This window comes from Streptomyces sp. NPDC028907 (genome assembly GCF_055564995.1).
The window spans coordinates 1-24,818 of record NZ_JBVHVE010000015.1 but is presented as its reverse complement, the minus strand read 5'-3'; the positions used below and the strand labels follow the sequence as shown (position 1 = coordinate 24,818).

Below are 24,818 nucleotides of genomic sequence, written 5' to 3'. Positions count from 1 at the left end.
CCGGGTGAAGATCGCGCTGATGGACTCCGGAATCGGCTTGCTCGCGGCCACCGCCGCCGTAAGGCGGCTGCGACCCGACGCAGATCTCGTGCTCTCACTCGACCCCGACGGCATGCCCTGGGGCCCCAGGACGCCTGAAGACCTCACACAGCGCGCCGTGGCCGTCGCCGACGCCGCCGCCGCGCACCGGCCCGACGCACTGATCATCGGCTGCAACACCGCCACCGTGCACGCGCTGCCCGCCCTGCGGGCCCGCCTCGAACCCGGCATACCGGTCATCGGCACGGTGCCGGCGATCAAGCCGGCCGCGGCGGGCGGCGGCCCGTTCGCCATCTGGGCCACACCCGCCACCACCGGCAGCCCCTACCAGCGCGGACTCATCGAGGACTTCGCCGACGGTGTCACCGTCACCGAAGTCCCGTGCTTCGGGTTGGCCGAGGCCGTGGAACACGCGGACGAGACGGCGATCGAGGCGGCCGTCGCCGCGGCCGCCGCGCTGACCCCCGACGACGTGACGACCGTGGTCCTGGGCTGCACGCACTACGAACTCGTGGCCGAACGCATCCGCGCCGCCGTCCAGCGCCCCGGCTTCCCTCCGCTCGTCCTGCACGGCTCCGCCGGAGCGGTCGCCGCGCAGGCCCTGCGTCGACTGGGCGAGCGGCCCGCTCCCGCCACCGCGGCGGCCGGGACCTTGACCGTGCTCCTGAGCGGCCGCGAGGGCACGCTTCCCGAGCCCGCCCTCTCCTACGAAGAGGGCCGTCTCCTCCAGGCGATCAGCCCCGCACGCTGACCGGCGGGCACGAAGCGGACGCCCTTGGTCCGTGCTGGCCCGGTCGGCGCAGTCACCCTGTGCAGCGCAGTACCAGCGCAGCGAAACCTGAGTAACCTCATAGGCATGAGGGACCACCCCCACGGCAGGAAGCCGCACCCCGATGTCTGGACCGGGCGGGCGACCAACCGGGTCCAGTGGCTGCTGGCGCTCTTCGGCGCCGCCTGTATGGCGCTCGGGATCGAGCTGGCCATCGACTCTCCGTGGACCGGCGGCAACGCCGCGCTCGTGATGGCCGTCGTCGGCTGCATCGCGGCCGGGTTGCTGGTCCTCTTCGGCACCCTGGCGTTCGTGCATGTCGCTTTGCGGGTCGACCACGAGTGCCTCGAGGTGCGCTGCGGCCACCTCGGTGTGCCGCGCCGCCGAATCCCGCTGTCCGAAGTCGTGGGAGCCGACTTCGTCCCACACGTCACTCCGCGTCACTGGGGTGGCTGGGGCTACCGGTGGCGGCCCGAGAAGGGCACCGCGGTCGTCGTTCGACGCGGTGAGGGCTTGGTCCTGCAGCTGGGGGACGGCCACACGTTCACGGTGACCGTGGACGACGCCGAGGCCGCAGTGACGGTCATCAGGGACCGGTTGCGCACCCGGACCGCCGGTACGGCGCTCTGAGCGCTACGCGTCAGGGGCCGAAGTCTCGCCACGCGCGCGTACGTCGATCTCCCGCTGCGCCGACCCGTAGGCGATCGGACGTGCCGTGGCAAGTCCCGCCAGCAGGCCCGCGCCCACCGAGACCATGGTGAAGCTGAGCGCGTTGCCGACCGCGGCGATGGCCGCCGACGCCGTCAGGGCCGCGCCCGCGGTGAGCGCGACAGGCGTGGGGCGCGCCGTGCGCCACAGCGCGAACAGCATCCAGCCGAAGGCCGCCGCGAGCAGCAGTACGCCGACGACACCTTGTTCGGCGGCCTGCTGCAAGGGCGCCGAGTGTGGCTTGCCGTCGGACGGCAGCGTCGCGCTTGCCGTCGCACTCAGCTCCCCGAAGCGCCCCGGGCCCACGCCCAGGACGGGCTCCCGGCCCGCCAGGTCCAGGGCGTCGTGCCAGAGCTCGACCCGGTGGCGTGTGAACTGAGCGTCCAGCCAGGCGGCGAGTCCGTCGGGCACGGCGTTCGCGGCGACCGTCCAGGTCAGCCCGGTGACCGAGGCAGCGGCCAGGGCCAGTCCCGCGATGCCCACACCACGACGGCGGAGGTGTCCCGCGGCGAGCGAGCACAGCAGGACTGCGGAACAGGCCACGAAACCGGTGGTCGAGCCCAGCACCGCCGCGGTCACCGCTGTCCCGGCGGCCAGCAAGCGCAGGCCCAGGCGCAGGGCCGGCACCGGCGTGACCCAGGCGGCACAGCACGCGGCGCCCGCCGAAAGGGTCAGTACGGCGGCGGTGGCTCCCGCGTGACCCAGCGGGGCGACGATCTGCGGGCCGGGCGTCAGGTGCGGAACGCCCAACGTCAGGCCCACTCCGGATAGGGCCCCGGCGCATGGCGCGGCGACCGGGAGCAACGCCCCGCTGATCCGCCCGGCGGCATAGCCGGCGGCCACCGCGAGGATCGCGAGCAGGACCCCTTCCGGTCGTCCGTCGTGCACGGCGGACGAGATCAGCGACCAAGCGGCGCAAGCCCCCAGCACCACTACGCCGGCCGCATCAGAAACGTTTCGTCTGTCGCTGTCCTCATCCGGACCTGCCGCAGACGTCATCCCCGTGACATCCACCCCGCCCCCCGAACCCGGTCCCCCGACCTGTGACGGGCCCCGGTCGCCCGGACCTGACCGGCCGGTACGACTGAGGCTCCGGCCTACCGTAACGGCTGATGGTCGATTTGTGGACGTGTCGTGCAGGAACGACAGTCCACGCAGCCCAGGGGGCAGGGCCCCGGTCCCCTGCCACCACGGACCGCGCTGTCCGTGCCGAGGTCAGCCGCCGTACACTCCCGGAGTGACCGTCACCGCAACTTCCGTGGGCGAGTCGGACCAGCTGCCGTCGCAGACAGCGCCCGCCTCGCGCGCGGCACGGCTCGTGCGCCTGGTTCCCGCCCTCGCAGCCGCGCTCTCCGGAGTCCTTCTCTACGTCAGCTTCCCGCCGCGAACCCTGTGGTGGCTGGCCCTGCCCGCCTTCGCCGTCTTCGGCTGGGTGCTGCGCGGCCGCAGCTGGAAGGCGGGCCTCGGCCTCGGCTATCTCTTCGGCCTCGGCTTCCTGCTGCCCCTGCTGGTGTGGACCGGAGTGGAGGTCGGGCCCGGCCCCTGGCTCGCGCTGGCCGCGATCGAGGCGGTCTTCGTCGCGCTGGTGGGCGCGGGAGTCGCCGCGGTGTCGAAGCTGCCGGGCTCGCCCCTGTGGGCGGCGGCGCTGTGGACCGCCGGAGAAGCGGCACGCGCGCGTGCGCCCTTCAACGGATTCCCCTGGGGCAAGATCGCCTTCGGCCAGGCCGACGGCGTCTTCCTGCCGCTCGCCGCGGTGGGCGGCACACCCGTGCTCGGCTTCGCGGTCGTCCTGTGCGGCTTCGGCCTGTACGAAATCGTCCGCCTGCTCCTGGAGCGGCGCCGCACCCGGACCGTACAGCGGTCCGCGGCCGCGATGGCCCTGCTGAGTGTGGCCGTACCGGTGGCGGGCGCCGTGGCGGCACGGCCGCTGGTCAGCGACAAGGCGGAGAACGGCACCGCGACCGTCGCGGTCGTCCAGGGCAACGTCCCGCGCGCCGGACTGGACTTCAACGCCCAGCGGCGAGCCGTGCTGGACTACCACGCGCGGGAGACCGAGCGCCTCGCCGCCCAGGTCAAGGCGGGCAAGGTCGAACAGCCCGACTTCGTGCTGTGGCCCGAGAACTCCTCCGACATCGACCCGTTCGCCAACCCCGACGCGCGAGCGGTAATCGACACCGCCGCCAAGGCCATCGGCGTGCCCATCTCCGTCGGCGGCGTGGTGGAACGCGACGGCAAGCTGTTCAACGAGCAGATCCTGTGGGACCCGGCAAAGGGCCCCGTCGACACCTACGACAAGCGACAGATCCAGCCGTTCGGCGAGTACCTGCCGTTGCGCTCGATCGTCGGGGCGATCAACGAGAACTGGACCTCGATGGTCCGCCAGGACTTCAGCCGGGGCACCGAACCGGGTGTGTTCACCATGGACGGAGCCAAGGTCGGCCTCGTCACCTGCTACGAGGCGGCCTTCGACTGGGCCGTGCGCTCCGAGGTCACCGACGGCGCCCAGATGATCTCCGTGCCGAGCAACAACGCGACCTTCGACCGCAGCGAGATGACCTACCAGCAGCTCGCGATGTCCCGCGTCCGCGCCGTCGAGCACAGCCGGACCGTCACCGTTCCGGTGACCAGCGGCGTCAGCGCGATCATCATGCCGGACGGGACGATCACGCAGAGGACGGGCATGTTCGTCGCCGACTCACTCGTCCAGAAGGTGCCGCTGCGCTCCTCGGAGACGCCTGCGACACGGCTCGGCATCCTGCCGGAGATCGCCCTGCTGCTGGTCGCCGCGGGCGGTCTCGGCTGGGCGATCGGCGCCGGGCTGCGGGCACGGCGCGTCGGTGACGTGTAGCCGTACGCCGGTCGCACGCCCCGGAAGTCGCCGAAAGCGCCGTCATCGGCCCGTTAGGGTCGTGGTCATGGCTACTCCTGACTTCATTCGTACGATCCGGGCCGCCGCTGGTCAACAACTGCTGTGGCTCCCCGGTGTCAGCGCCGTCGTCTTCGACGACGAAGGGCGGGTCCTGCTGGGGCAGCGCGCGGACAACGGCAAGTGGACGGTGGTCAGCGGCATCCCGGACCCGGGCGAGCAGCCCGCGGTCGCCGCCGTGCGGGAGGTGTACGAGGAGACGGGCGTCCGCTGTGTCGCCGAGCGGGTCGTCCTGGTCAGGTCGGGCAGTGAGGTCACCTATCCCAACGGCGACACGTGCCAGTTCATGGACATCACCTTCCGCTGCCGGGCCGTGGGCGGTGAGGCCCGCGTGAACGACGACGAATCCCTTCAGGTGGGCTGGTTCGAGGTCGACGCGCTGCCCCCGATGGGCGAGCGTCAGCTGTTCCGGATCAAGCAGGCCCAGTGCGATGAACCCACGTGGTTCGAGCCCATGAGCTCGGACTGAAGTATGGGCTGTGACCATATGTGGCCTGGCGAGGGTGCTGCCTAGGGTCGAGCCATGACCCCGCCCAGCATCCTCCCGGCCCAAGGCTTGTCCTTGCCCGTCACGCTCGACCTCGGCGGCCGAACCGCCCTCGTCACCGGTGCCGCCGGCGGTATCGGCCGTGCCTGCGCGCTACGGCTCGCGGCGGCAGGGGCCAAGGTGAGAGCGGTCGACCGGGACGCCGCAGGTCTGGAGGAACTCGCCGAAGCGGCCGGGGGCCTCGCGGGCGCCGTCGAACCGCACGTCCTCGACCTCACCGACCTGGACGCCGCCGAACACGCCGCCGCCGGCACCGATGTCCTCGTGAACAACGCCGGGCTGCAACTGGTGCGTCCCCTCGAGGAGTTCCCGCCCGACGTCTTCCACACGGTGCTCACCGTGATGCTGGAGGCGCCGTTCCGGCTCATCCGGGGGGCCCTGCCCCATATGTACGGGCAGGGCTGGGGCCGAATCGTGAATGTGTCCTCCGTACATGGACTGCGCGCCTCTGCCTTCAAGTCGGCCTATGTGGCGGCCAAACATGGTCTGGAAGGACTCTCCAAGACCGCTGCCCTGGAGGGCGCACCCCATGGCGTCACCTCGAACTGTGTGAACCCCGCCTATGTGCGCACACCACTGGTCGAGAAACAGCTCACCGATCAGGCGCGGGCCCACGGCATTCCCGAGGAGCGGGTGCTGTCCGAGGTGCTGCTCCAGGACAGCGCGGTCAAACGGCTCATCGAACCGGAGGAGGTCGCCGAGGCCGTGGCCTATCTGTGCGGCCCGCAGGCGTCCTTCGTGACCGGCACGTCCCTGGTCCTCGACGGTGGCTGGACCGCGCACTGACCGGCCGGGGGCCGGTGGAGGGCAAGGCGGAGTCCCGAGTTGTCCACAGGGCTGACGGAGCGGCGGCGCGATGAGCAATCCTGTCGGCATGTCTCGCGATCACGTGCACCCCGCCGAGCGCTCCGCAGCCCCTGCCGGAGCGCCCCTGAGCAGCGCGGAGACGCCGTTCCTCGAGCTGCTGGCCCGGGGCGCGTCCGCCGACGCCTATGAGCAGCCGGTGCTGCTCGCCCGCGCCGAGGGCAGATCCACCGAGCGGATCGTCGCTCTCGAACAGGCCAGGCTGCTCGCGCTGCGCGTGCGCTCCGATCTGGAGGGACGGCGCAGGCGCGAGGCCGAACTGTCGGCCCTCTTCGAGACGGCCCACGACCTGGCCGGCCTGCGGGACCTCGACGCCGTGCTCCAGGCGATCGTGCAGCGCGCCCGGTCGCTGCTCGGCACGGACGTCGCCTATCTCAGCCTGAACGACCCGGCCAGGGGCGACACCTATATGCGGGTGACCGAGGGATCCGTCGCCGCCCGCTTCCAGCAGCTGCGGCTCGGCATGGGGGAGGGCCTGGGTGGTCTCGTCGCGCAGACCGCCCGCCCCTATGTCACCGACGACTACTTCAAGGACGACCGCTTCCAGCACACCCTCACCATCGATTCCGGCGTGCGCGACGAAGGGCTGGTCGCCATCCTCGGGGTGCCCTTGATGCTGGGACACCATGTCATCGGCGTCCTGTTCGCCGCCGACCGACGGGCCCGGGTCTTCGAGCGGGAGCAGATCGCGCTGCTCGGCTCCTTCGCCGCCCTCGCAGCGGCCGCCATCGACACCGCGAACCTGCTCACCGAGACCCGCTCGGCCCTCGCCGACCTGGAGCGGGCCAACGAGATCATCCAGGACCGCAGCGCAGTCATCGAACGGGCCTCCGACGTACACGACCGGCTCGCCGAACTCGTGCTGCGCGGCGGAGGGGTGCACGACGTGGCCGCCGCGGTCTCCGAAGTCCTTGACGGAACGGTCGAGTTCGCGGAGGCCACCGCCACACCGGCCGACGCCCTGGAGATCTCCCGCGTCGAAGGCCACGCGGTACGGCACGACGACGACTGGATCGCCGCCGTGGCCGCGGGCGGTGAACTGCTGGGCGCGCTGGTCCTGCGCGGCCACCCAGGCCTCGACCCCGTCGACCAGCGCACCCTGGAGCGGGCCGCGATGGTCACCTCCCTCCTGCTGCTCGCCCGCCGCTCCGCCGCCGAGGCCGAACAACGGGTCCGCGGCGAGCTGCTGGACGACCTGCTCGACGCCCGCGACCGCGACCCGCGTCTGCTGCGCGAGCGCGCGGCGCGGCTGGACGCCGACCTCGACGCCACCCATGTCGTCCTCGCCGCGCGCCTCGACGCCACATCCGCTGACGCCGACCAGGAGGCGGCCGCCCGCAGACGCCTGTGGTCCGCCGCGTCCCACCTCGCCGCGACCAGACACGGCCTGGCGGCAGCGCGTGAAGGCGGCACGGTCCTGCTCCTGCCCCTCACCGCGGGAGACACCGCCACCACTCTGGCCCGCAGCACCGCCCGGCACCTCGGCACGGCCGTCCACGAGGCGGTCACCGTCGGCGCCTCCGCCCCGGTCGAGGCCCTGGCCGCCCACCCGGACGCCGTGGCCGCCGCCTACGAGGAAGGCCGGCGCTGCCTCGACGCCTTGCGACTGCTCGGCCGCTCCGGCGACGGCGCCGCCGCCGAGGACTTCGGGTTCGTTGGGCTGCTGCTGGCCGGGGACCGGGACATCGCGGGCTTCGTCGACCGCACGATCGGCCAGGTCGTCGCATACGACGAACGCCGCGGCACCGACCTGCTGCGCACCGTCGACGCGTACTTCGCCAGCGGGATGAGCCCAGCCCGCACCAAGGACGAACTGCACGTCCATGTGAACACCGTCGCCCAGCGCCTGGAGCGCGTCGGTCGCCTCCTCGGCGACGACTGGCAGAGCCCCGCCCGCGCCCTGGAGATCCAACTGGCCCTGCGGCTGCACCGGTTGACGGCACCGACACAGCGCTGACCCCCGCACGCACGGGCGCACGGGGGTCACTGCTGGGGCGGTGAACGCCGGGTGGATCAGCCGATGCGTGCGTCCGCAGCCCGGGCAGCCGCGGGCTCCGCGTCGGTCGGGGAGTCGATGTTGGCCAGGTCCCGGTGACGGGTCTCCTTGGCCACGCCGACCGCGATCACCGTCAGGACGGCCGCGGCGATGACGTAGAGGGCGATCGGGGTGGAGCTGTCGTAGTCGGCCAGCAGCGCGGTCGCGATCAGCGGCGCCGGCGCGCCTGCCACGACGGAGGCGAACTGGGCACCGATCGACGCACCGGAGTAGCGCATCCGGGTCGCGAACATCTCGGAGAAGAAGGCCGCCTGGGGTGCGTACATGGCGCCGTGCAGGACGAGCCCCACCGTCACGGCGAGGATCAGGTTGCCGAAGCCACCGGTGTCGATGAGTGAGAAGAACGGGAACATCCACAGCCCGACGCCTGCGGCGCCCAGCAGATAGACGGGACGGCGGCCGATCCGGTCCGACAGCGCACCCCAGGCCGGAATGACCGCGAAGTGCACGGCGGAGGCGATGAGCACGGCATTGAGAGCGGTCTGCTTGGAGACTCCGGCCGATGTGGTCGCGTAGACGAGAATGAACGCGGTGATGACGTAGTAGCTGATGTTCTCCGCCATCCGCGCGCCCATCGCCACCAGCACATCACGCCAGTGGTGCCGCAGCACGGACACCAGCGGCAGCTTCTCCGCGTCGGCCGTCCTCGTGACCTTGCGTGCCTCCGCCTGCGCCAACGCTTGCTTGAAGACAGGCGATTCATCGACTGACAGACGAATCCACAAACCGACGATCACGAGCACGCCGGAGAGCAGGAAGGGAATGCGCCAACCCCAGGTGCCGAAGGCGCTGTCCGACAGCACGGCCGTCAGCAGGGACAGCACTCCCGTCGCCAGCAACTGCCCCGCGGGTGCGCCGGTCTGCGGCCACGAGGCCCAGAAGCCACGCCGTCGCGCGTCCCCATGCTCGGACACCAACAGCACAGCCCCGCCCCACTCACCACCGAGCGCGAAGCCCTGCACCAGGCGCAGCACGGTCAGCAGCACGGGCGCCGCGGACCCGATGGTCGCGTGCGTCGGCAGCAGCCCGATCGCGAAGGTCGCCCCACCCATCAGCAGCAGGCTCAGCACCAGCAGCTTCTTGCGACCCAGCCGGTCACCGTAATGTCCGAAGACCAGCGCGCCCAGCGGACGCGCCGCGAATCCGACGGCGTACGTCAAGAACGACAGGAGCGTGCCGACGAGCGGGTCGGAATCGGGGAAGAACAGCTTGTTGAAGACGAGGGCGGCGGCGGAGCCGTAGAGGAAGAAGTCGTACCACTCGATGGTGGTGCCGATGAGGCTGGCGGCGACGATGCGTTTGAGGTTCCCGGGTGGTGGGGGAGCGGTGGTTGCGGAGGCCATGTGCGCCACTTCCTCGTGTGCGGTGGGGACGGGTACGTGTCGACATACCGTAGAAACACGCAGGTCAGGCGCACATGTGGCCGGACAACATAGTTCTCGGACGAGGTATGCGTGCGGCCCCCATGCCCACTCGCCAGGGGGTGGTTCAGCGACTGGAATGGCGCAGGAACGGACTGTGTCTGCGATGTCTTATTGGGGTGATTTGACGGTGCCGTGCTGACTCCCGTGCTGGTTTGGTGCTGACTACGCTCCGTTGAACTCGGACATTTGGTGGTTGATCGGTGAGAGCCGTTCGGCGGCCAGTGATTGGGCTGGCCGCCGCCCTGGTCTGACTCGGCCCGTCTGGGACGGCGCTGGGCTGTAGTGAGAGTCGCCTCAGCAGATTCTTCGTCTGCTGGTGGTCCACAGTTGATAGGGCTCTGACCAGTGCGCATACGTGCCAGGAAGGGCAAGTACTGAACTCTGGCCCGCGTATGGTCCGGATCTTGGTCGAAGGGCGACTCGTTCGGGCGGATGGCATTAACAGGCCGATCGAGATTCGCGCAGGCAGAGGCGGAGAGATCTTCTTGAAGTTGTCTACCTGATGGCTCTGATCTGCGGTTCTCCCCACGCACGCGCTCCCCAGAAACGCTCGTACTCCCCAGATTCTCCCCAGAGCGTGGCTCGCGGCTGAGGCAGGCTGACGGGGTAGAGGCACCTGGGGCGTAATCAGAGCCCGCACACACCGTTACCGGGAGCCCTGCTTTGCTCCCTCCGCCCGCTCGGGAGGCGGCGTACACCACGCCATGCTCATTTACGGGACAACGCTTAGCCGGAGACCGGGGATAACGTCTTCCCGATGACGCACCATGTGGAGTGCGTCGCCATCCTCGAACCGGCCGCAAAGGGCTCCTGACCTGCGGTTTTGCGCGTGCGCATTATGTGCGGTGTGGGCGTTACGGGCGATATCTTGACGCTGAAATGACGCTCGTGACGCTCATTTGACGCTCGTTCTGATGGGGTGTCAGGTGTGCTTTCGGGCAAATCAGATCCTGTTGAACGGGCGAGCGACGAACGGACGTCTGGGGCAAGCGGCGCTGACGGCGGACCTGCTGAGTGCTTCCGGTCAGATGTCCCGGAAGAGACCAGTGAAGGCGGTGACCTGCGACGTCGTGCGGTAGTAGGTCGCTGAACTGCATGAATGGCCTATCGGATGTTTCACGCTCGTACCCGTTGATGCAGCCGGAAGTCCCAGAAAAGTCCCAGGGAACTCCCACTGCCCGCAGTCAATCCTTCGGCTCTGCGCAGGGCGTGCTGACGCGGTGTGGGCTGATGTTGGTGTTGGTGATCTGCCCTGCACGAACGGCAACGCGCGCTTGTTGAACGGCCCGCGACTGGTGAAGATGCTGACCGCGATCGACGAGGCACTCACCGACGTCCCCGTCACCGAACCGACCGTCGACCTTGCCGCGCAGGCCGGCGTCGAGCACCGCGGTGGGCTGGGTTGGCGCTGATCCGCCACCGCAGATCAGGAGCATGCCCCTCGCGGAGACACATGGGACGGTCGCCTTGCGCCTGCCTGCTCACCGCCTTGCCCGCGCAGGGGTCCCCGTGGATCGTGAGGTCGCACCGGCGGTTCAGGAGCATGCCTGTGGGGATGGCGGCCGCTGCGGCAGCCTCACTTCCCGGCGCCGACACTTCCCAGGTGGTTTCTACCGGGCGTCATCCCCGGAGCCGTCGACGAGAAGCTCGCGCGGTCGCACGGCTGGAAGGTCGGTGACAGCCTGCCGGCGGTGTACGGGGACTCCGGCAAGAGCCGCAGGCTGACCGTCGGGGCCGTCTTCGAGTACAACGAGGTCGTCCTGCCGGTCGTCATCTCCGCAGACGTGATCGAAGCGAACGCCACCGCGACGACCTTCTCGAAGATCTACGTCACAACGGACGGCAGCACGACCGAGAAGGCACTCGCCGACGCCCTCCCCGGCCGTCCCGGGATCACGATCGCCGACCGGCAGGACATCCGCAGCGAACTCGGCGGAGCCTTCGGCACCGTGCTGAACGTCCTGTACGGGCTGCTCGCCATCTCCTTGGTCATCGCAGTGCTGGGAGTGGTGAACACCCTCGCGATGTCGGTCTTCGAACGACAGCGGGAGGTCGGCATGCTGCGAGCCGTCGGGCTCGACCGGCAAGGCGTGACACGAATGATCCAGCTGGAAGCCGTGGTCATCTCCCTCTACGGCGCGGTGATCGGCATCGGCCTCGGCTCCTTCCTGGGCTGGGCCATCTGCGAGATCACGAAGGCGGACATCCCCGGCTACGCACTGGTGCTGCCGTGGGGCCGGTTCCTCCTCTTCCTGCTGCTGGCGGCGCTGGTCGGTCTCCTGGCCGCCCTGTGGCCCGCCCGCAGCGCGGCCCGGCTCAACCTGCTCACCGCCATCAAGACCGAGTAGCGGAGCAGGGCGCCGTGCGGCCGCAGGCACACTCTGCCTGCTGTCCTCGGTGGCCCTCGACCGTACTGTCCCCTGCCGTGTCCGGAAGTCCGAACGCTCTGTTTCCCGACGCGGACTTCTCTGTCTTCCCCTTGCAGTACCCGAGAATTGTCTCCGTTCCCCTTGGTTTTCCTGCTCGGCTGGCTCGGCTCGGTTCTGGGCCGGGACGGGCCTCGCTATTCCGCTTGTTCCGCTTCCAGGTTCCGCATGCTCACGGGCGCCCACGACACGCGAGCACCCGACTCTGCGGGCGCACAACCACGGCGTTGAGGGCGCTGCGACGAGGTCCGGCAGGCTGTGCAACCGCGACTGCGGGCCGCCGCGACCTGGATCGGTCAGCCGTCGTGCTGCATGACTCCATCGGCGTCCACCGCCGGCTCTACCTCAGCTTCGGCGCGCCGGGTGGGTGTCCAGGAGCCGTACCGCGATCAATAGTTCCATCACGTCGGAGAAGCGGCGCAGGTCGCATCCGGTGCGTTCGGCGATCCGCTCCAGGCGGTAGTAGGCGGTGTTGGCGTGCATGTGCAGCCGATGAGCAGCGATCTTGGCGTTGAGGTCACTGGCGGTGTACTCGAGGAAGGTGGCGATCAAGTCGCCTCCGCGTGCTGTGTTCTCCTCGACGAACCGGCGTACTTCGGGTCGGATCAGCCGCTTCGCGGTCTCGTTGTGGCACAGGACCAGGTAGTCGAGGCTGGAGTACAGCGGGAGTGCGACCACCCCGGGTGCCCCGCCGAGACCGTCCCGGGCGGTGCAGGCTTCGGCGTAGGCCGCGGGGACCTCGGTGAGCCCGGTGTGAACCGTGCTGATTCCGAGCGCCAAGCCCGAGCCCTCGCGTTCCAGGTCGGGGAGCACACGCCTGAGGTTCTCCACGGCCGCCGCCCAGCCTGCGGGCGGCACGGGTGCGATGGCGACAACCTCGTCCTGCCGCGCGACCGTGAAACCCTGTGCCGCGAACCGGCGCAGTACGGCCACCGCTTCGCGCAGCCTCCGCTCGTCTGCCAGAGGCGGCCCCGGCGTGGCCGAGGCCACGATCAGCCGCACCCCCGGCTCGAGCCCTGACCCTCGCAGCATCGCCTGCTTCGGGCCAGGCGCGACGTCGCGGCGGGCCAGCAGATCCTCCAGCAGGTCTCGGCGGACCCGGTCACTCTCGGCGAGCCGATGCTGCTGGGCGTGCAGATACGCCTCTGCGGCGACGGAGCTTCCGACCTCGATCAGATGCATGATCTCGCGGGCGAGCGACAATGCCGCCTCATGGGTCCGAGGGTCCCCCCGCGCAACATCGAGCACGGCCTCCCACAAGGTGAGCTGCCCCACCCGGAAGGCATGCAGGAAGTCGGACAGCGAAATGCCCTGGTGAACGCGGCGTGCAGCCTGGGCTGCGGTGATCGGGAAGTCCTCCCGCCGCGCGGGCCTGCCCTCCTTCAGGCAGGTCAGCAGGGCACGGAAGACCACATCCACGTGGGCGGTCAGGTCGCGGCGAAGATCTTCCTCCGTGCAGGCCGCGTACGCCGGCACCTGCTCCCAGATGGCGTCCACCGCGGTCGCGACCACGTGGCCGAAAGACGCCTCGATCGCCTGGACAATGCGTCCGACCGCCTCCGTGTCCGTGTTCGTGTCCGCCGCTTCCATGAGCATGCTCCCGTTGTGTTGCCGGGCCGAGGAGCGGGCGGCTGGCTCGACCGTCTCTCACGCTACCTCCAGGTCTTGTGACGCGACCACAAGGCGATCATCGGCTTTGTGTGGGTGAGTCATCGTGCATGACGGGTCGCGCACCGAGACAGTCGAAGAGCAGAGCACCGTAACCACGGCGCGCCACATCCCCTCCCCCCAGGGATAAGTCATGAGCCGCACCCGCACCCGCACGCCACGCCGCGCAGACCCGTACCCGCGATCCGAGGTGCGCCAGGGCGCGCCGCGACCAGGAACCGGCCTGCCCCTCCCGCCCTGTCTCCCAGCCGTCGCGTTCCCATGGGTCACCTCATGGTCCTTGCCGCAGCATCCGACGGCGGCGGGGCAGGCGCGGCGCATGACGCGGCAGCTGTTGTCGAGCCTGGGGCTTTCCGAGCATTCCGACATCGCGGAACTCCTGGTCAGCGAGCTCGTCACCAACGCCCTGACCCATGGCGAAGGACCGATCAGGCTGTATCTGCTGCGCCGGCACGGCACGCTCCGCTTCGCAGTGAGCGACCACTGTGACAATGGCCCCCAGATCCGTCCGCTGTCGCCGGACAGTGAAAGGGGGCGCGGTATGCGTCTGCTCGAGACGCTTGCCCGCGGATGGGGCGTCCAACCCATGGGGCGTGGCAAGACGGTCTGGGTCGAACTGGCAACCTGCGCCGTGCGGGGCTGCTGCCTCTGAGCCCATCGGAGCACCACGGCAGCCCGGCCGGGCAGTTCACGTGCGGTGTCTTCGTGCAGTACGGCTAGGTTGAGCATGGACCGGCTCCGCGAGGGACACGTCGTCGGGACGGCCCTCCAACGTGGGCGTCCGAACCGTAAGAGGTTGGTGGCCGGATCACAAAACCGATGATGCCCCGCTCACAGAGGTTGCAGTATCCGCCCTCACCTATGCGCCAGTGCGCAGTTCGGCGAGTTCCGCTTCCACCATGTGCTCGTGGGCTTCGGCGTCTTCGACGCGGCCCGGGAGGTCTTCCATCTGGTCAGATAGGTGCAGCCAGGACCCCGCCCATAGGGGCTGTGATACGGGTGTGAGACGAAGAGCCCTTGCTGGTCGACTCCGGCGGGCGCTCTTCGTCTGGGGGGCGACGGTGATACACCGACCCACAGCTGCGAGCGCCCGAGCAGCAGCGGCAGCGGCTGGTACTGGAGCCCGACAACAGCCAGCCCTGGACCGAGCTGTTCGAGCAGTGCGCCATCGAGGATGACGGGATCGCCCTGACCCGCCGTGCGCCGGCCGACCGGCGCAAGCTGACCGTGCGCCTCGGTGGTCGGCCGGCATCGGTCGGTCCGGAAGTCCTTGGTGGTGGCTGCCGCAGCCCCTCCGCACGCTGTGCGCAAGGGCCCGTGGGGAGCGGTGTCAGGGCCGCTCCCCACGGGCTGCTTCAGGCGCCGACTATGCGGCGGTGCTTCGGGCGACGGTCTTGCGCGTCACGTCCCGGTCGTGAAGCGCGCGGTCCTGGTGGAGTGGGTCAGGTAGACCCTCCGCCCGGTGACGTCGGCGGTGTCACCGATGACGTCCAAGCGGCTCCGCAGGGGGATGTCGCTCGACGACGAGCCGACGGAAACCCACATGGGGCCCGGGTCAACGACCCACCTGTCGTCCAGGGACAGGTAGGCCAGGAGAGGAAGCTCCAGTGCGAACGTCACCGTTGCCGCCTCGCCCGGCTGCAGTTCGAGCTGATGGAACCCTGAGAGTTGGAGTGCCGGTCGCGCGATGCCGGGGGCGTCGTCCTCGACGTAGAGCTGGACGAGCTCCACGCCTGGGCGGTCGCCCCTGTTCTCGACGGTGACGGTGACGTCGACGGTGCCGTCGGGCGCGGCCGTTGTGCTGCTGAGATGGAGGTCGGAGTAGGCGAAGCGTGTGTATGTGAGGCCGTGGCCGAACGGGTAGAGCGGTGCCGCTGTCTCGTCCACGTATCCGCCGTGCGGGTCGCCTTCGTGGCGGCGGTATCCGCTGCCGAACCTCTGGCCCGCGTGGATGGGAACCTGTCCGCTGGAGCGGGGGATCGTGTAGGGCAGGCGTCCTTGCGGCTCGGCCGCGCCGGTCAGGATGTCCGCGACGGCACGTGTGCCGTACTGCGAGCCGTGGTATCCGAGCAGGATCGCGTCGAGTTGCGGCTCTACGTCACCGAGGGCGACGGGTCGGCCGGAGAAGATCACGCCGACGGTCGTCCGGCCGAGCGCGCCGATCGCGTGTACGAGCCGGCGCTGCACGTCCGGCAGCCGCACATCGGCGGTGTCCGCGCCTTCGCCCTCCGTCCGTTCGCTGAAGAACCACCGGGCCAGGCCGCCGAGCGCCAGGACCACGATGTCGGCATCACGGGCGGCCTCGACGGCGGCCTCGATCTCCTCGGCGCCGTCGGTGATTCCGCATCCTGCGGAAACGACGATGTCCGCGTCGGGCAGCGCGGCGCGCAGCGCGTCCGCGAGGGAGACCGCTCCGTATTGCGTCCGGGCGAACTCGTCCTCGTCCATCGCGAGAAGGTCGCCGATCTCCTGGTGCACGTAGGCGTCGTGAGGGCCGAAGGAGTCGATGTCGTCGACACCGACCATCGAGCTCGTCGCGCCCTTCAGCATCGCCCGGGTGAGTGCGATGAAGGAGGGGAAGGTGTACGGCGCGAAGGCCGCGCCGGTCCGGTCGGCGTGCGGCCCGATGAGGGCGATACGGGGAGCGCCGCTCAGCGGAAGCACTCCGTCGGCGTTCTTGAGCAGGGTGACCGACTCGCGTGCGAGTCGCAGGGAGAGGTCGCGCCCTTCCCGCGCCACGGACATGATCTCGACCGGGTCGGTCTCCACGTACGGGTTGTCGAACAGGCCCAGCTGGAACTTGTGCGTCAGCACGCGCACCACCGACTCGTCGACGGTCGTTTCGGGGATCTCGCCGGCGCGGACAGCTTCGACGAGGCTGTCGCCGTAGCCGAACGGCTCGGGCAGTTCCACGTCGATGCCGGCCCGTAGACCGAGTACGCCTGCTTCGCGTGCGTCGCGTGCGGCGCGGTGATGGGTCACGAGGTTCTCGATCGAGGACCAGTCCGAGACGACGGTGCCGTCGAAGCCGAGCTCGTCGCGCAGCATCTCGCGGAAGACGCGAGGGTCGGCGGCCGCGGGTACTCCGTCCCAGTCGGCGAGCGAGTTCATCATCGATCCGAGACCGGCGAGCTGGATCGCGGCGGCGAAGGGCCGCGCGTACACCTCCCGCAGCTCGCGCGCTCCCACGGGCACGGTCGCCATGTTGAGACCGGCCTCGCTCATGGCGTACCCGAGGAAGTGCTTGCCCGTGGCGATGACGCCGTCCTGGAACGACTCGCCCTGCAGCTGGCGTACGAAGGACACACCGAGCGCGCTGACCAGGTACGGATCTTCACCGTAGGTCTCGTGCACGCGGCCCCATCGCGCGTCGCGGGCGACGTCGAGCAGCGGGGACAGGGCGTGGTGCAGGCCCACGGACCGCATCTGGCGGCGCGTCAGGGCGGCCATCTCTCCGATCCCGGCCGTGTCCCAGGTGGCGGCGAGAGCGATCGCGGTGGGAAACGAGGTGAAGGTGGGCGCGTTCACGCCGTTGAGCGCCTCGATATGCATGATCGCCGGAATGCCCAGACGGGTCTCCTGCACGAGATGGCGTTGCAGCGCGTTGTTCAGCCGGGCGAGTTCGGCCGCATTCGCCGGGAACCCGCCCATGTGCGGTTCGACGTAACCGATGCCGTTCGCGAGCTTGGCCGCGGCGACCTCCGGGCGGATGCCCTTCGCGTCGAAGAGCATCGTCGGGATGAGGGATGTCAGCTGGGCGACCTTCTCGTGCAGGGTCATCCGACCGAGCAACTCGACGGCGCGGGATCGTGCGTCGGTCATGGCGTGCTCCTTCTGTACGAACGGGGCATCAGATCTCCAGCCCGGATCCCAGGGGAAACAGCGGGTCGTGGGTGTTCGCCGGCCCGTCGGGCGCGGACTCTCGCACGGCCCGCATCGATCGTGGCAGCTCGACGGGGAGCCTGCCCCGGGGGGCGATACGGCCGGTGAGGGTGGTGAGCAAGGCGTCGTCCGAGACGCCGAAGGTCACCGTGAGACCGGCGAGCGCGTCGATCAGTGGCGTGAGGATGGCGGGGCGGTCCATGGCGACGTCCACGACAAGCGGGGTCTGCTGGGCGATCATGCGCAGTCGGTGCACGAGGCCGGGCGGCAGGTCGAGGGACCCCTGGTGGAAGTACGACTCCAGGAACAGGTCGTCCCGTGGCTCGAAGGGAGCGTCGATGCGCACGATGGCGAGGTCCGCCTCCTGTGGCGTGGCCGCCGGAGTGGCGGCCCGTGCGAGGGCCTCCGGGGCGATGCCCTCCGCATACACTCTCGGGCTTCCGGAGAGGGGGAGCAGGGGTGCACCGTGGACGACAGAGTTCTTGAGGACGGTGACCGATCGGGCCTGCGCCTCCAAGCCGGCCTGACGGGTCTCGGCGTTGCCCACGACGGCCGCGGCTGCCTCCTCGTCGACGAAGGGGTCGTCGAAGAGGCCGAGCCGGAACTTGACGAGCAGGACGCGGCGCGCCGACTCGTCGATTCTGCTCTCCGCGACGACGCCGTCCCGCACGAGCTCGAGCAGCAGGTCCGTGCACTGCTCGCCGCCGAACTGGTCCGCGCCGGCGTCAAGGATCTTGACCAGGCGCTCGCGGGCGTCGAGCTCCTCGACACCCCACGCGCGGGCGGGCAGGACCTGGTCCCCGACGGGGTTGTCGTTCACCAGCTCCCAGTCCGTGATGATCAGCCCGTCGTAGCCGAGCTTCTCGCGCAGGAGTCCGGTGAGGATCTGCTTGTTGTACCCGAATCCGACTTCCTCGATCGGTACGCCGTCGATCGAGAGCCCGACGGGCATCCCGTAGTACGGCATGATCGCGGCGGTGTCGTGTTCGACGGCGGCGGTGAACGGACGCAGGTGCTCGTCGAACGCCCCGCTCGGGTAGACCTGTTCGCGGCCGTACGGGAAGTGCGCGTCCTCGCCGTCCAGCTGCGGACCGGCGCCGGGGAAGTGCTTGGTGACGCAGGCTACGCTCGTCGAGTCCAAAGTGGCGCCCTGGAAGCCTTCGAGGTACGCACTCGTGTACGCCACCACGAGATCGGTGTCAGCGCCGAAGGTCTGGAGCTGACGTGCCCACCTGGGCTCGCTGGCAAGGTCGACCTGGGGATGCAGCGCCATGCGGATTCCCACAGCGCGATACTCCTCGCGCGCCCGTCGCGCGAACTCGCGCACGACATCCGGGTCGCGAAGCGCCGCGAGGCCGAGCCCGTCGGGCCACTGCGAGAACGGGCCCGACGTGAACGACGCCCCGACATTCTCCAGGAACCCGTGGCGCGGGTCGGTGGATATCGTCACCGGGATGCCGTGCGGCGTCTTCTCGGCCAGCCGCTGGATCGCGTTGTTCCATCGTGCGGCCGCCCGGGCGTCTTCGATGCGGTGCACGTTGAAGTGGTTCATCGCCCTGTCGAGGATCACCTCGCTGGTGGGCGACTTGCTGATCGCGCCGGGCTCTTCGAGGACAGCACCCTGCGGGCCGATCTCGATGACCGTGTGGAAGAGGAGACCGACCTTCTCTTCGAGCGAGAGCCGGGACAGCAGGTCCTCGGTGCGTTCCTCGGCGCTGAGCCGCGGGTCCTCGTAGGGGTCCATGCGGCCGTTGCCGTTGAGGTCGCGGAATGCGACGCGGTCCGGTGCGGTCGTGTCGTGCATGGGGGGTGGGTCGTTCCTCTCAAATCGTCTCCGGGGCCTTGGGGGCGGCCTCGGCGAGGCGGGGGCTCGGACTCAGCGGCGGCGCACTGCACCGCGGCGCACTCCGGTCCGGTCGGGCGCTGCGGCCGTCAGCGTCACCCCTTGATGGCTCCCTGCATGACACCGGCGACGAGCTGCCTGCCGAGGACGACGAACAGCGTCAGCAGTGGCACCACCGACACGAGGACGCCGGTCATGATCAGGGGGATGTCCTTGAAGAACCCGGTCTGCAGCAGCTGCAGCGCGACGGGCAGTGTCGGGTTGGTGGTTCCGAGCACGATCGACGGCCAGAAGAAGTTGGTCCACGCCCCGATGAAGGTGAACAGTCCGAGCATCGCCAACGCGGGTCTGGCGGCCGGGAGCACGATGGATCGGAAGATCCGGAAGGTCGATGCGCCGTCGATACGGGCGGCTTCGATGAGCTCATAGGGCAGGGCCGCCTGAAGGTACTGCGTCATCCAGAACACCCCGAAGGCGGATGCGACGCCAGGGATGATCACTGCCCACAGGCTTCCCGTCAGTCCCAGCTCGCGCATGACGATGAACAGCGGCACCACGCCGAGCTGTGTCGGGACCGCCATGGTGGCCACGACGAACGCCAGCAGACCGGCCCGCCCCTTGAACCGGAGTTTCGCGAAGGCGAAGCCCGCCAGTGTGGACAGGAATACGACCGCGAGCGCCGTCGTCACCGAGACGAAGACGGAATTCCACACCGCGCGCGGCAGATCGATGTCGGACTCGAAGACGCGTACGAGGTTGTCACCCAGCTGCCCGCCCGGGATCGGCGAGGGGATCGGGTGCTGTGCGACCTCCGCCGACGTCGACGACGCGAGCAGGAGCGTGTAGTAGAGCGGGAAGATCGAAATGAGCGCGACCACGGTGAGGATGGCGTAGGTCAGCCATCTTGGGCGGCGGGCGGCACCGTGGTCCCGCCCGCGACGGCGGCGTGCCGCCGCTCGGGCGGCACCCCGTCCGGATGTCTGCTCGATGTACGGGATGGAGGGCCTGGTCACGTGCTGCTCCCGGGAGTGTCACCGGACGACAGGGAGGAGGCGGGCGTGACAGCCGCTGCCCCGCTCGCCTCTCTTCGGGCGGCGCGACGCGCCTTTCGAGGGACGGCGACTGGATCGTCGCCGGAGGCGATGCGGCGCGACAGCCAGTTGCTGACCAGCGCGAACACGATGATCAGCAGGAAGAGCAGCCATGCGACGGCTGCGGCGCGGCCCAGCCGCTGCTGATTCCAGCCGAGCTCGTACAGGTACAGAGTGATCGTCTTCCACTGCCCCGAGCTGCCGCCGAGCCCCTGCGTGTCGTACAGCCGCGGCTCGTCGAAGATCTGCAGGCCGCCGATCGTGGACGTGATCACGACGAAGATGATCGTCGGACGTACGGACGGCACGGTGACGGAGAGGAACTGCCGCATGCGGCCTGCGCCGTCGAGGATCGCCGCTTCGTACAGGTCCCGGGAGATCGCCTGCATGGCGGCCAGCAGCACGAGCGTGTTGAAGCCGGTCCACCGGAAGTTGACCATGTTGGCGATGACGACGTGCGCCGCCGTGCTGTCCCGGTGCCAGCCGACCGGGTCCACTCCCAGTTGCTCAAGCAGTGCGTTGACCAGGCCGGACTGGTCGGCGAACATGCGCGAGAAGATCAGCGACACGGCGACCGGGGCGATGACGTACGGCAGCAACACCCCCATCCGCCAGAAGGTCCGCGCGCGGATGTTCGCCTGCAGGAGACTGGCGAGTACGAGCGCGATCGCGATCTGGGGGACCGTCGACAGCAGGAAGATGCTGACGGTGTTGCCCAGCGCGTCCCAGAAGACCGGCTGATCGAGGACGAAGGCGAAGTTGTCGAGCCCGACGAAGTCGCCCTGGCCGCCGATGAGGTCCCAGTCGTGGAGCGAGACGTACGCGGTGTACAGGAGCGGGAACAGGCCGACGAGCCCGAACAGGATGAAGAACGGTGAGATGTAGGCGTACGGCGACGCCTTCATGTCCCAGCGGCCGAGACGCTGACGCCAGGAGGCAGGCGGTCGTGGAGGGGAGGCGCCGGTGCGGGTTGACGCGCTCGCTGCCGAACGGACCATGCGCTCTTCCTTCGGTGGTGACTCGGGGACGCCCGCCGTGGCGGGCCTCCCCGAGTGCGCGGACGAACCGATCACTTCAGCGCGTCCAACTCGTCGACGAACGTGTCCCACGACTTCTTCGGAGAGTCGGTCTTGTCGACCGAGACACGGTTGATCGCGTTGTTGAACGCCGCCGTGATCGCGAAGTAGTTGTCGCCCTTGTACGGAATCGCGGTGATCGCCGACGCGCGGTCGGTGAGGATCTTCCCCACGGGCGCATCGCTGAAGAAAGGATCGGTCATCTTCTGCAACTGGTCGCTGCTCTGGGCCTTGACCTGGCTGGGGAAGTTGCCCGTCGCCTTGAACGCCTTCAGCTGCTGCTCAGGGGCGGTGAGCCACTCCGCGAGCGCCTGCGCTTCCTTGGGGTGCTTCGACTGCGTCGGCACGGTGAGGTACGACCCGCCGCTGTTGACGCCGCCGCCGGGGAAGACGTCGGCGACATCCCATCCCTTGACTCCGGCCGCGTTGCCCTTGATCACGCCGAGCATCCACGACGGTGCGAGCATGACCGCGAACTTGTCCTTCTGGAACGCGCTCACCCAGTCCTCGCTCCACCGCGCCAGGTGAGCCGAGAGGTCCTCGTGCGACATCACCGTGTCGTAGATGTTCCGAAGATCCTTGTTCTGGCCTGCGATGATGTCGCCCGTCTTGGGGTCCTCCCAGAGCACCTCGTACTGGTCGCCCCAACTGGTCGCGACCGAGGCTGACGCGTCGTAGAACGCCGGGCCCGTCTTGGCGGCCTTGAACTTCTCGCCGACGGCGAAGAAGTCGTCCCATGTCGCCTTGTCACCCCCGAACAGCTCGGCCACCTCCTCACGGTCCGTCGGCAGGCCGGCCGCCTTGAACAGGTCGCTGCGGTACGCGATGGACTGCGGGCCGATGTCCGTCGCGTAGCCGAGCAGCTTGCCGTCGTCGGTGGTCGCGAGCTTGGCGGTCCAATCCTTCCAGCGGCCCTTGACCTTCGACGAGGAGAGGTCCTTGAAGTTGTCCGGGTGCTGCAGGACCTGGGGGAGCCAGCTGTTGTCGACGCCGACCACATCGGCGAGCCCCGAGCCCGCGCCGAGAGCGGTCTGGAACTGTTCCTTGGCCGCATCGCTAGTGGCGAAGCGGTTGTGCTTGATCGTGATGTCGGGGTGAAGCTTCTGGTACTCCTTCAGCAGGTCGCCGTAGCCCCACTCGCTGAACGTCGACACCTTGAGGGTGATCTTGCCGTCGGCATCGCCCTCGTCATTGGATCCGCAGCCAGCGGCGAGGACGGTCAGCGAGGCCGCTGCAAGCACAGCTACGGCTCTTCGGGTGGATCGCATGTGTAGTCCTTTGTCTCAGGCGGTGTGCCTAGATCCCGCGGCGACAAGGCGGCCGTCTCGGACCGCTGCCCGCTCCCGCGTCATGCGCGAACCCTGTCGTCCGAAGGTCGCACAAGCCGCTGCGTCCCCAGCTGAGGTGTCGTCTCGGATGTCGCGGTGGCGGCCAGTATCACTCAACGCAGTTCACGTGACAAGTATTCGCGAGGTTCTCATGGTCACGCCCACACTCGGGCCAAGCGCGACACCGGCTCGCTGTATGTTGAGGACATGGCGGAACGCACCGGGCCTCGGGGGCCCTATCGCAAGGGGCTTCAGCGCCGCCGGGAGATCATCGCCGCTGCGGCTGAACTCTTCGCGGAATCCGGATACGAGCACTCGTCGATGCGCGAGCTCGCCAGGCGCATGAACCTCACGCAGACAGGGGTCCTCCACCACTTCGCCGACAAGGAAGAACTCCTCGTAGAAGTGCTCGGTCTGCGCGACGCGTCAGTCGCGGACCACCTGTCGGAGGTCCACGCCACCGATGTCGCGACGCAGTCACGGGAGGTCGCGCGTCATTCCGCGGAGCACGAGGGGCTGACGTCCCTGTTCATCATCCTCTCCGCCGAGGCGATCGATCGCGATCACCCGGCGCACACCTACTTCGTCGACCATTACCGCGCGGCTCAGACGCAGACACTCGATCCCGGTCCCGAGGCTGCCGAGCGCGCCCCCATGGGGGTCAGCGCGGAGGTGATCGCCACCCTGGGGATCGCCGTGCAGGACGGACTGCAGCTCCAGCGGCGCTACCGGGACGACCTCGACGTCGTCGAGGCTGTCGACGCTTTCTGGCGCCTCGTGGCAGCTGCCCGGGCGCACTGGTCACAACACCCGACGCCGGAAGACTCCGACCGGCAGGACGGCGACGACTCCGACTGAATGCCGGAGGCCCGCGGCGTAGGCGCCGTCGGGAGCCGCCCCGCGGCTGGCAGAAGCCGCGTCGGCTCAGGTAGGGGTGACCAGGTCATCTCCGCCACCGCCTGGCAGGCGGTGGCAAGCCGCGCATTGCGCCTCCAGTGCCCCGACGAGCCGGTCGACGATCGCGGCCGTAGAGAGCTGGGGGCGGGGGCGCCAACCTGTGCCGGGGCCCCGCGAGGGGCCGGGCAGCCTGCCCATCCGCGGTCATGCGTGGGGCAGCACCCCTCACGGAGAGGCCGTTCACGGGTCCGCGGCGCTCGGCCATGTCCTCCGATCGGGACCTCACGCTTCCCTGGCCAGCTGCGATGCCGCCGGATGCCGGCCTCGGCGCGAAGGCTCTCCGGAAACGAGACGCCAGAGTTCGTTCAGCCTCTGGGCTGATTACAGTTCAGGTGTTAGGTTTTCGGCCACGTCACCAGAGAGGCTGATTTATGTACAGCGACTCGATCGCGCGCGGGCATCTGACGTTCCCGCCCGACTTCATCCTTGGCGCCGCGACCGCCGCCTATCAGATCGAGGGCGGCGTGAGCGAGGGTGGACGGGGCCCGTCCATCTGGGACACCTTCAGCCACACGCCGGGAAAGACCGCCCACGGCGCGACCGGTGACGTCGCCACGGACCACTACCACCGGGTCGAGACCGATCTCGACCTGATGGCCTCCCTCGGCCTGGGCGCCTACCGGTTCTCCATCTCCTGGCCGCGTGTGATGCCCACAGGCGAAGGCGAAGTCAATCCAGAGGGCCTGGCGTTCTACTCACGGCTCGTCGACGGCCTGCTCACCCGCGGCATCACACCGATCGTGACGCTCAACCACTGGGATCTCCCCCAGGCACTGGAGGACCGCTACGGCGGCTGGCGGGGACGCGAGACCGCCTTCGCCTTCGAGAAGTACGCGGAGATCGTGGGCGCCGCCCTCGGAGACCGGGTCGCCATGTGGTCGACGCACAACGAGCCGTGGAGCAACTCGTTCGCCGGGTACGGCAGCGGGGCGTTCGCGCCCGGTGTGAAGAGCCACGCGGACGCGCTCAAGGCCGCACACCATCTCAACCTCTCGCACGGGCTCGCGGTGGCAGCCCTGCGGCGCACCGTGAAGCACCCCGATGCTCAGGTTTCCGTCGTGCTGAACATCCTCCGCATCGAAGCCGAGACCCCAAAGGACGCCGAAGCCGCGCGTCGTATCGACGCCGTGGCCAACCGCGTCTTCACGGGGCCGATGCTCCGCGGGGAGTACCCGGCCGACCTCCTCGACGACACCCGCACCTTCACCGACTGG

The 24,818-nt window shown here is 69.3% G+C and carries 17 protein-coding genes and 1 pseudogene; 10 read left to right on the top strand and 8 right to left on the bottom strand.

Annotated features, from left to right (window positions below):
• Positions 1-4 precede the first annotated feature (4 nt).
• Both ACZ4UU_RS35790 and ACZ4UU_RS35785 read left to right on the top strand, forming a co-directional pair.
• Entirely contained in the window at positions 5-790 is a 786-nt protein-coding gene (locus tag ACZ4UU_RS35790) for a glutamate racemase (RefSeq protein WP_471907565.1), read from the top strand.
• Between the two features lie 105 nt (positions 791-895).
• Positions 896-1,438 carry a hypothetical protein gene (locus ACZ4UU_RS35785; protein WP_471907564.1) on the top strand — a complete coding sequence of 181 codons (543 nt, stop codon included), beginning with the start codon at positions 896-898 and terminating at the stop codon, positions 1,436-1,438.
• Positions 1,439-1,441: 3 nt separating this feature from the next.
• On the opposite strand, the gene ACZ4UU_RS35780 is transcribed toward ACZ4UU_RS35785, so the two are convergent.
• Positions 1,442-2,515 carry an O-antigen ligase family protein gene (locus tag ACZ4UU_RS35780; protein ID WP_471907563.1) on the bottom strand — a complete coding sequence of 358 codons (1,074 nt, stop codon included), beginning with the start codon at positions 2,513-2,515 and terminating at the stop codon, positions 1,442-1,444.
• A gap of 238 nt (positions 2,516-2,753) precedes the next feature.
• Here ACZ4UU_RS35780 and lnt point away from each other — a divergent pair, with 238 nt between their 5' ends.
• The 4 genes from lnt to ACZ4UU_RS35760 all read left to right on the top strand — a co-directional run bounded on the left by lnt (position 2,754) and on the right by ACZ4UU_RS35760 (position 7,810).
• Positions 2,754-4,364, top strand: coding sequence for an apolipoprotein N-acyltransferase (gene lnt, locus ACZ4UU_RS35775; RefSeq protein WP_471907562.1), 1,611 nt, complete (start codon positions 2,754-2,756; stop codon positions 4,362-4,364).
• Positions 4,365-4,431: 67 nt separating this feature from the next.
• Entirely contained in the window at positions 4,432-4,911 is a 480-nt protein-coding gene (locus ACZ4UU_RS35770) for an NUDIX hydrolase (RefSeq protein WP_471907561.1), read from the top strand.
• Between the two features lie 54 nt (positions 4,912-4,965).
• The gene (locus ACZ4UU_RS35765) at positions 4,966-5,775 is read left to right on the top strand and encodes a 3-hydroxybutyrate dehydrogenase (RefSeq protein ID WP_471907560.1); all 810 of its coding nucleotides are present in this window, start codon (positions 4,966-4,968) and stop codon (positions 5,773-5,775) included.
• Positions 5,776-5,863: 88 nt separating this feature from the next.
• Complete coding sequence (locus ACZ4UU_RS35760) at positions 5,864-7,810, top strand: helix-turn-helix domain-containing protein (RefSeq protein WP_471907559.1); 1,947 nt, start codon at positions 5,864-5,866, stop codon at positions 7,808-7,810.
• 56 nt (positions 7,811-7,866) lie between these two features.
• Here ACZ4UU_RS35760 and ACZ4UU_RS35755 read toward each other — a convergent pair whose 3' ends face one another.
• Positions 7,867-9,252 carry an MFS transporter gene (locus ACZ4UU_RS35755; protein WP_471907558.1) on the bottom strand — a complete coding sequence of 462 codons (1,386 nt, stop codon included), beginning with the start codon at positions 9,250-9,252 and terminating at the stop codon, positions 7,867-7,869.
• A gap of 1,712 nt (positions 9,253-10,964) precedes the next feature.
• Here ACZ4UU_RS35755 and ACZ4UU_RS35750 point away from each other — a divergent pair.
• A pseudogene (locus tag ACZ4UU_RS35750) lies at positions 10,965-11,681 on the top strand (ABC transporter permease); the annotation flags it as partial.
• A 423-nt stretch (positions 11,682-12,104) separates the two neighbouring features.
• Here ACZ4UU_RS35750 and ACZ4UU_RS35745 read toward each other — a convergent pair.
• A complete protein-coding gene (locus ACZ4UU_RS35745; RefSeq protein WP_471907557.1) occupies positions 12,105-13,349 on the bottom strand; it encodes a PucR family transcriptional regulator in 1,245 nt (414 codons plus the stop codon).
• A gap of 358 nt (positions 13,350-13,707) precedes the next feature.
• Between ACZ4UU_RS35745 and ACZ4UU_RS35740 the strand changes: the two genes are divergently transcribed.
• Positions 13,708-14,079 (top strand): ATP-binding protein, encoded by a 372-nt coding sequence (locus ACZ4UU_RS35740; protein WP_471907556.1) that lies wholly within the window; start codon positions 13,708-13,710, stop codon positions 14,077-14,079.
• Positions 14,080-14,828: 749 nt separating this feature from the next.
• Here the strand turns inward: ACZ4UU_RS35740 and ACZ4UU_RS35735 are convergent.
• The 5 genes from ACZ4UU_RS35735 to ACZ4UU_RS35715 all read right to left on the bottom strand — a co-directional run bounded on the left by ACZ4UU_RS35735 (position 14,829) and on the right by ACZ4UU_RS35715 (position 22,587).
• The gene (locus tag ACZ4UU_RS35735; RefSeq protein ID WP_471907555.1) at positions 14,829-17,249 is read right to left on the bottom strand and encodes a glycoside hydrolase family 3 N-terminal domain-containing protein; all 2,421 of its coding nucleotides are present in this window, start codon (positions 17,247-17,249) and stop codon (positions 14,829-14,831) included.
• Positions 17,250-17,277: 28 nt separating this feature from the next.
• Entirely contained in the window at positions 17,278-19,113 is a 1,836-nt protein-coding gene (locus tag ACZ4UU_RS35730; RefSeq protein WP_471907554.1) for a glycoside hydrolase family 3 protein, read from the bottom strand.
• Positions 19,114-19,247: 134 nt separating this feature from the next.
• Positions 19,248-20,165: a carbohydrate ABC transporter permease gene (locus ACZ4UU_RS35725; protein ID WP_471907553.1), complete on the bottom strand. Its 918-nt coding sequence runs from the start codon at positions 20,163-20,165 to the stop codon at positions 19,248-19,250.
• The gene (locus ACZ4UU_RS35720; protein WP_471907552.1) at positions 20,162-21,241 is read right to left on the bottom strand and encodes a carbohydrate ABC transporter permease; all 1,080 of its coding nucleotides are present in this window, start codon (positions 21,239-21,241) and stop codon (positions 20,162-20,164) included. The genes ACZ4UU_RS35725 and ACZ4UU_RS35720 overlap by 4 nt, the downstream gene beginning before the upstream one ends.
• 71 nt (positions 21,242-21,312) lie before the next feature.
• Positions 21,313-22,587, bottom strand: coding sequence for an ABC transporter substrate-binding protein (locus ACZ4UU_RS35715; RefSeq protein ID WP_471907551.1), 1,275 nt, complete (start codon positions 22,585-22,587; stop codon positions 21,313-21,315).
• A gap of 156 nt (positions 22,588-22,743) precedes the next feature.
• Between ACZ4UU_RS35715 and ACZ4UU_RS35710 the strand changes: the two genes are divergently transcribed.
• Positions 22,744-23,505 carry a TetR/AcrR family transcriptional regulator gene (locus tag ACZ4UU_RS35710; protein ID WP_471907550.1) on the top strand — a complete coding sequence of 254 codons (762 nt, stop codon included), beginning with the start codon at positions 22,744-22,746 and terminating at the stop codon, positions 23,503-23,505.
• 470 nt (positions 23,506-23,975) lie between these two features.
• Positions 23,976-24,818, top strand: an 843-nt coding sequence (locus tag ACZ4UU_RS35705; RefSeq protein ID WP_471907549.1) for a glycoside hydrolase family 1 protein, incomplete at its 3' end; no start/stop codon positions are given.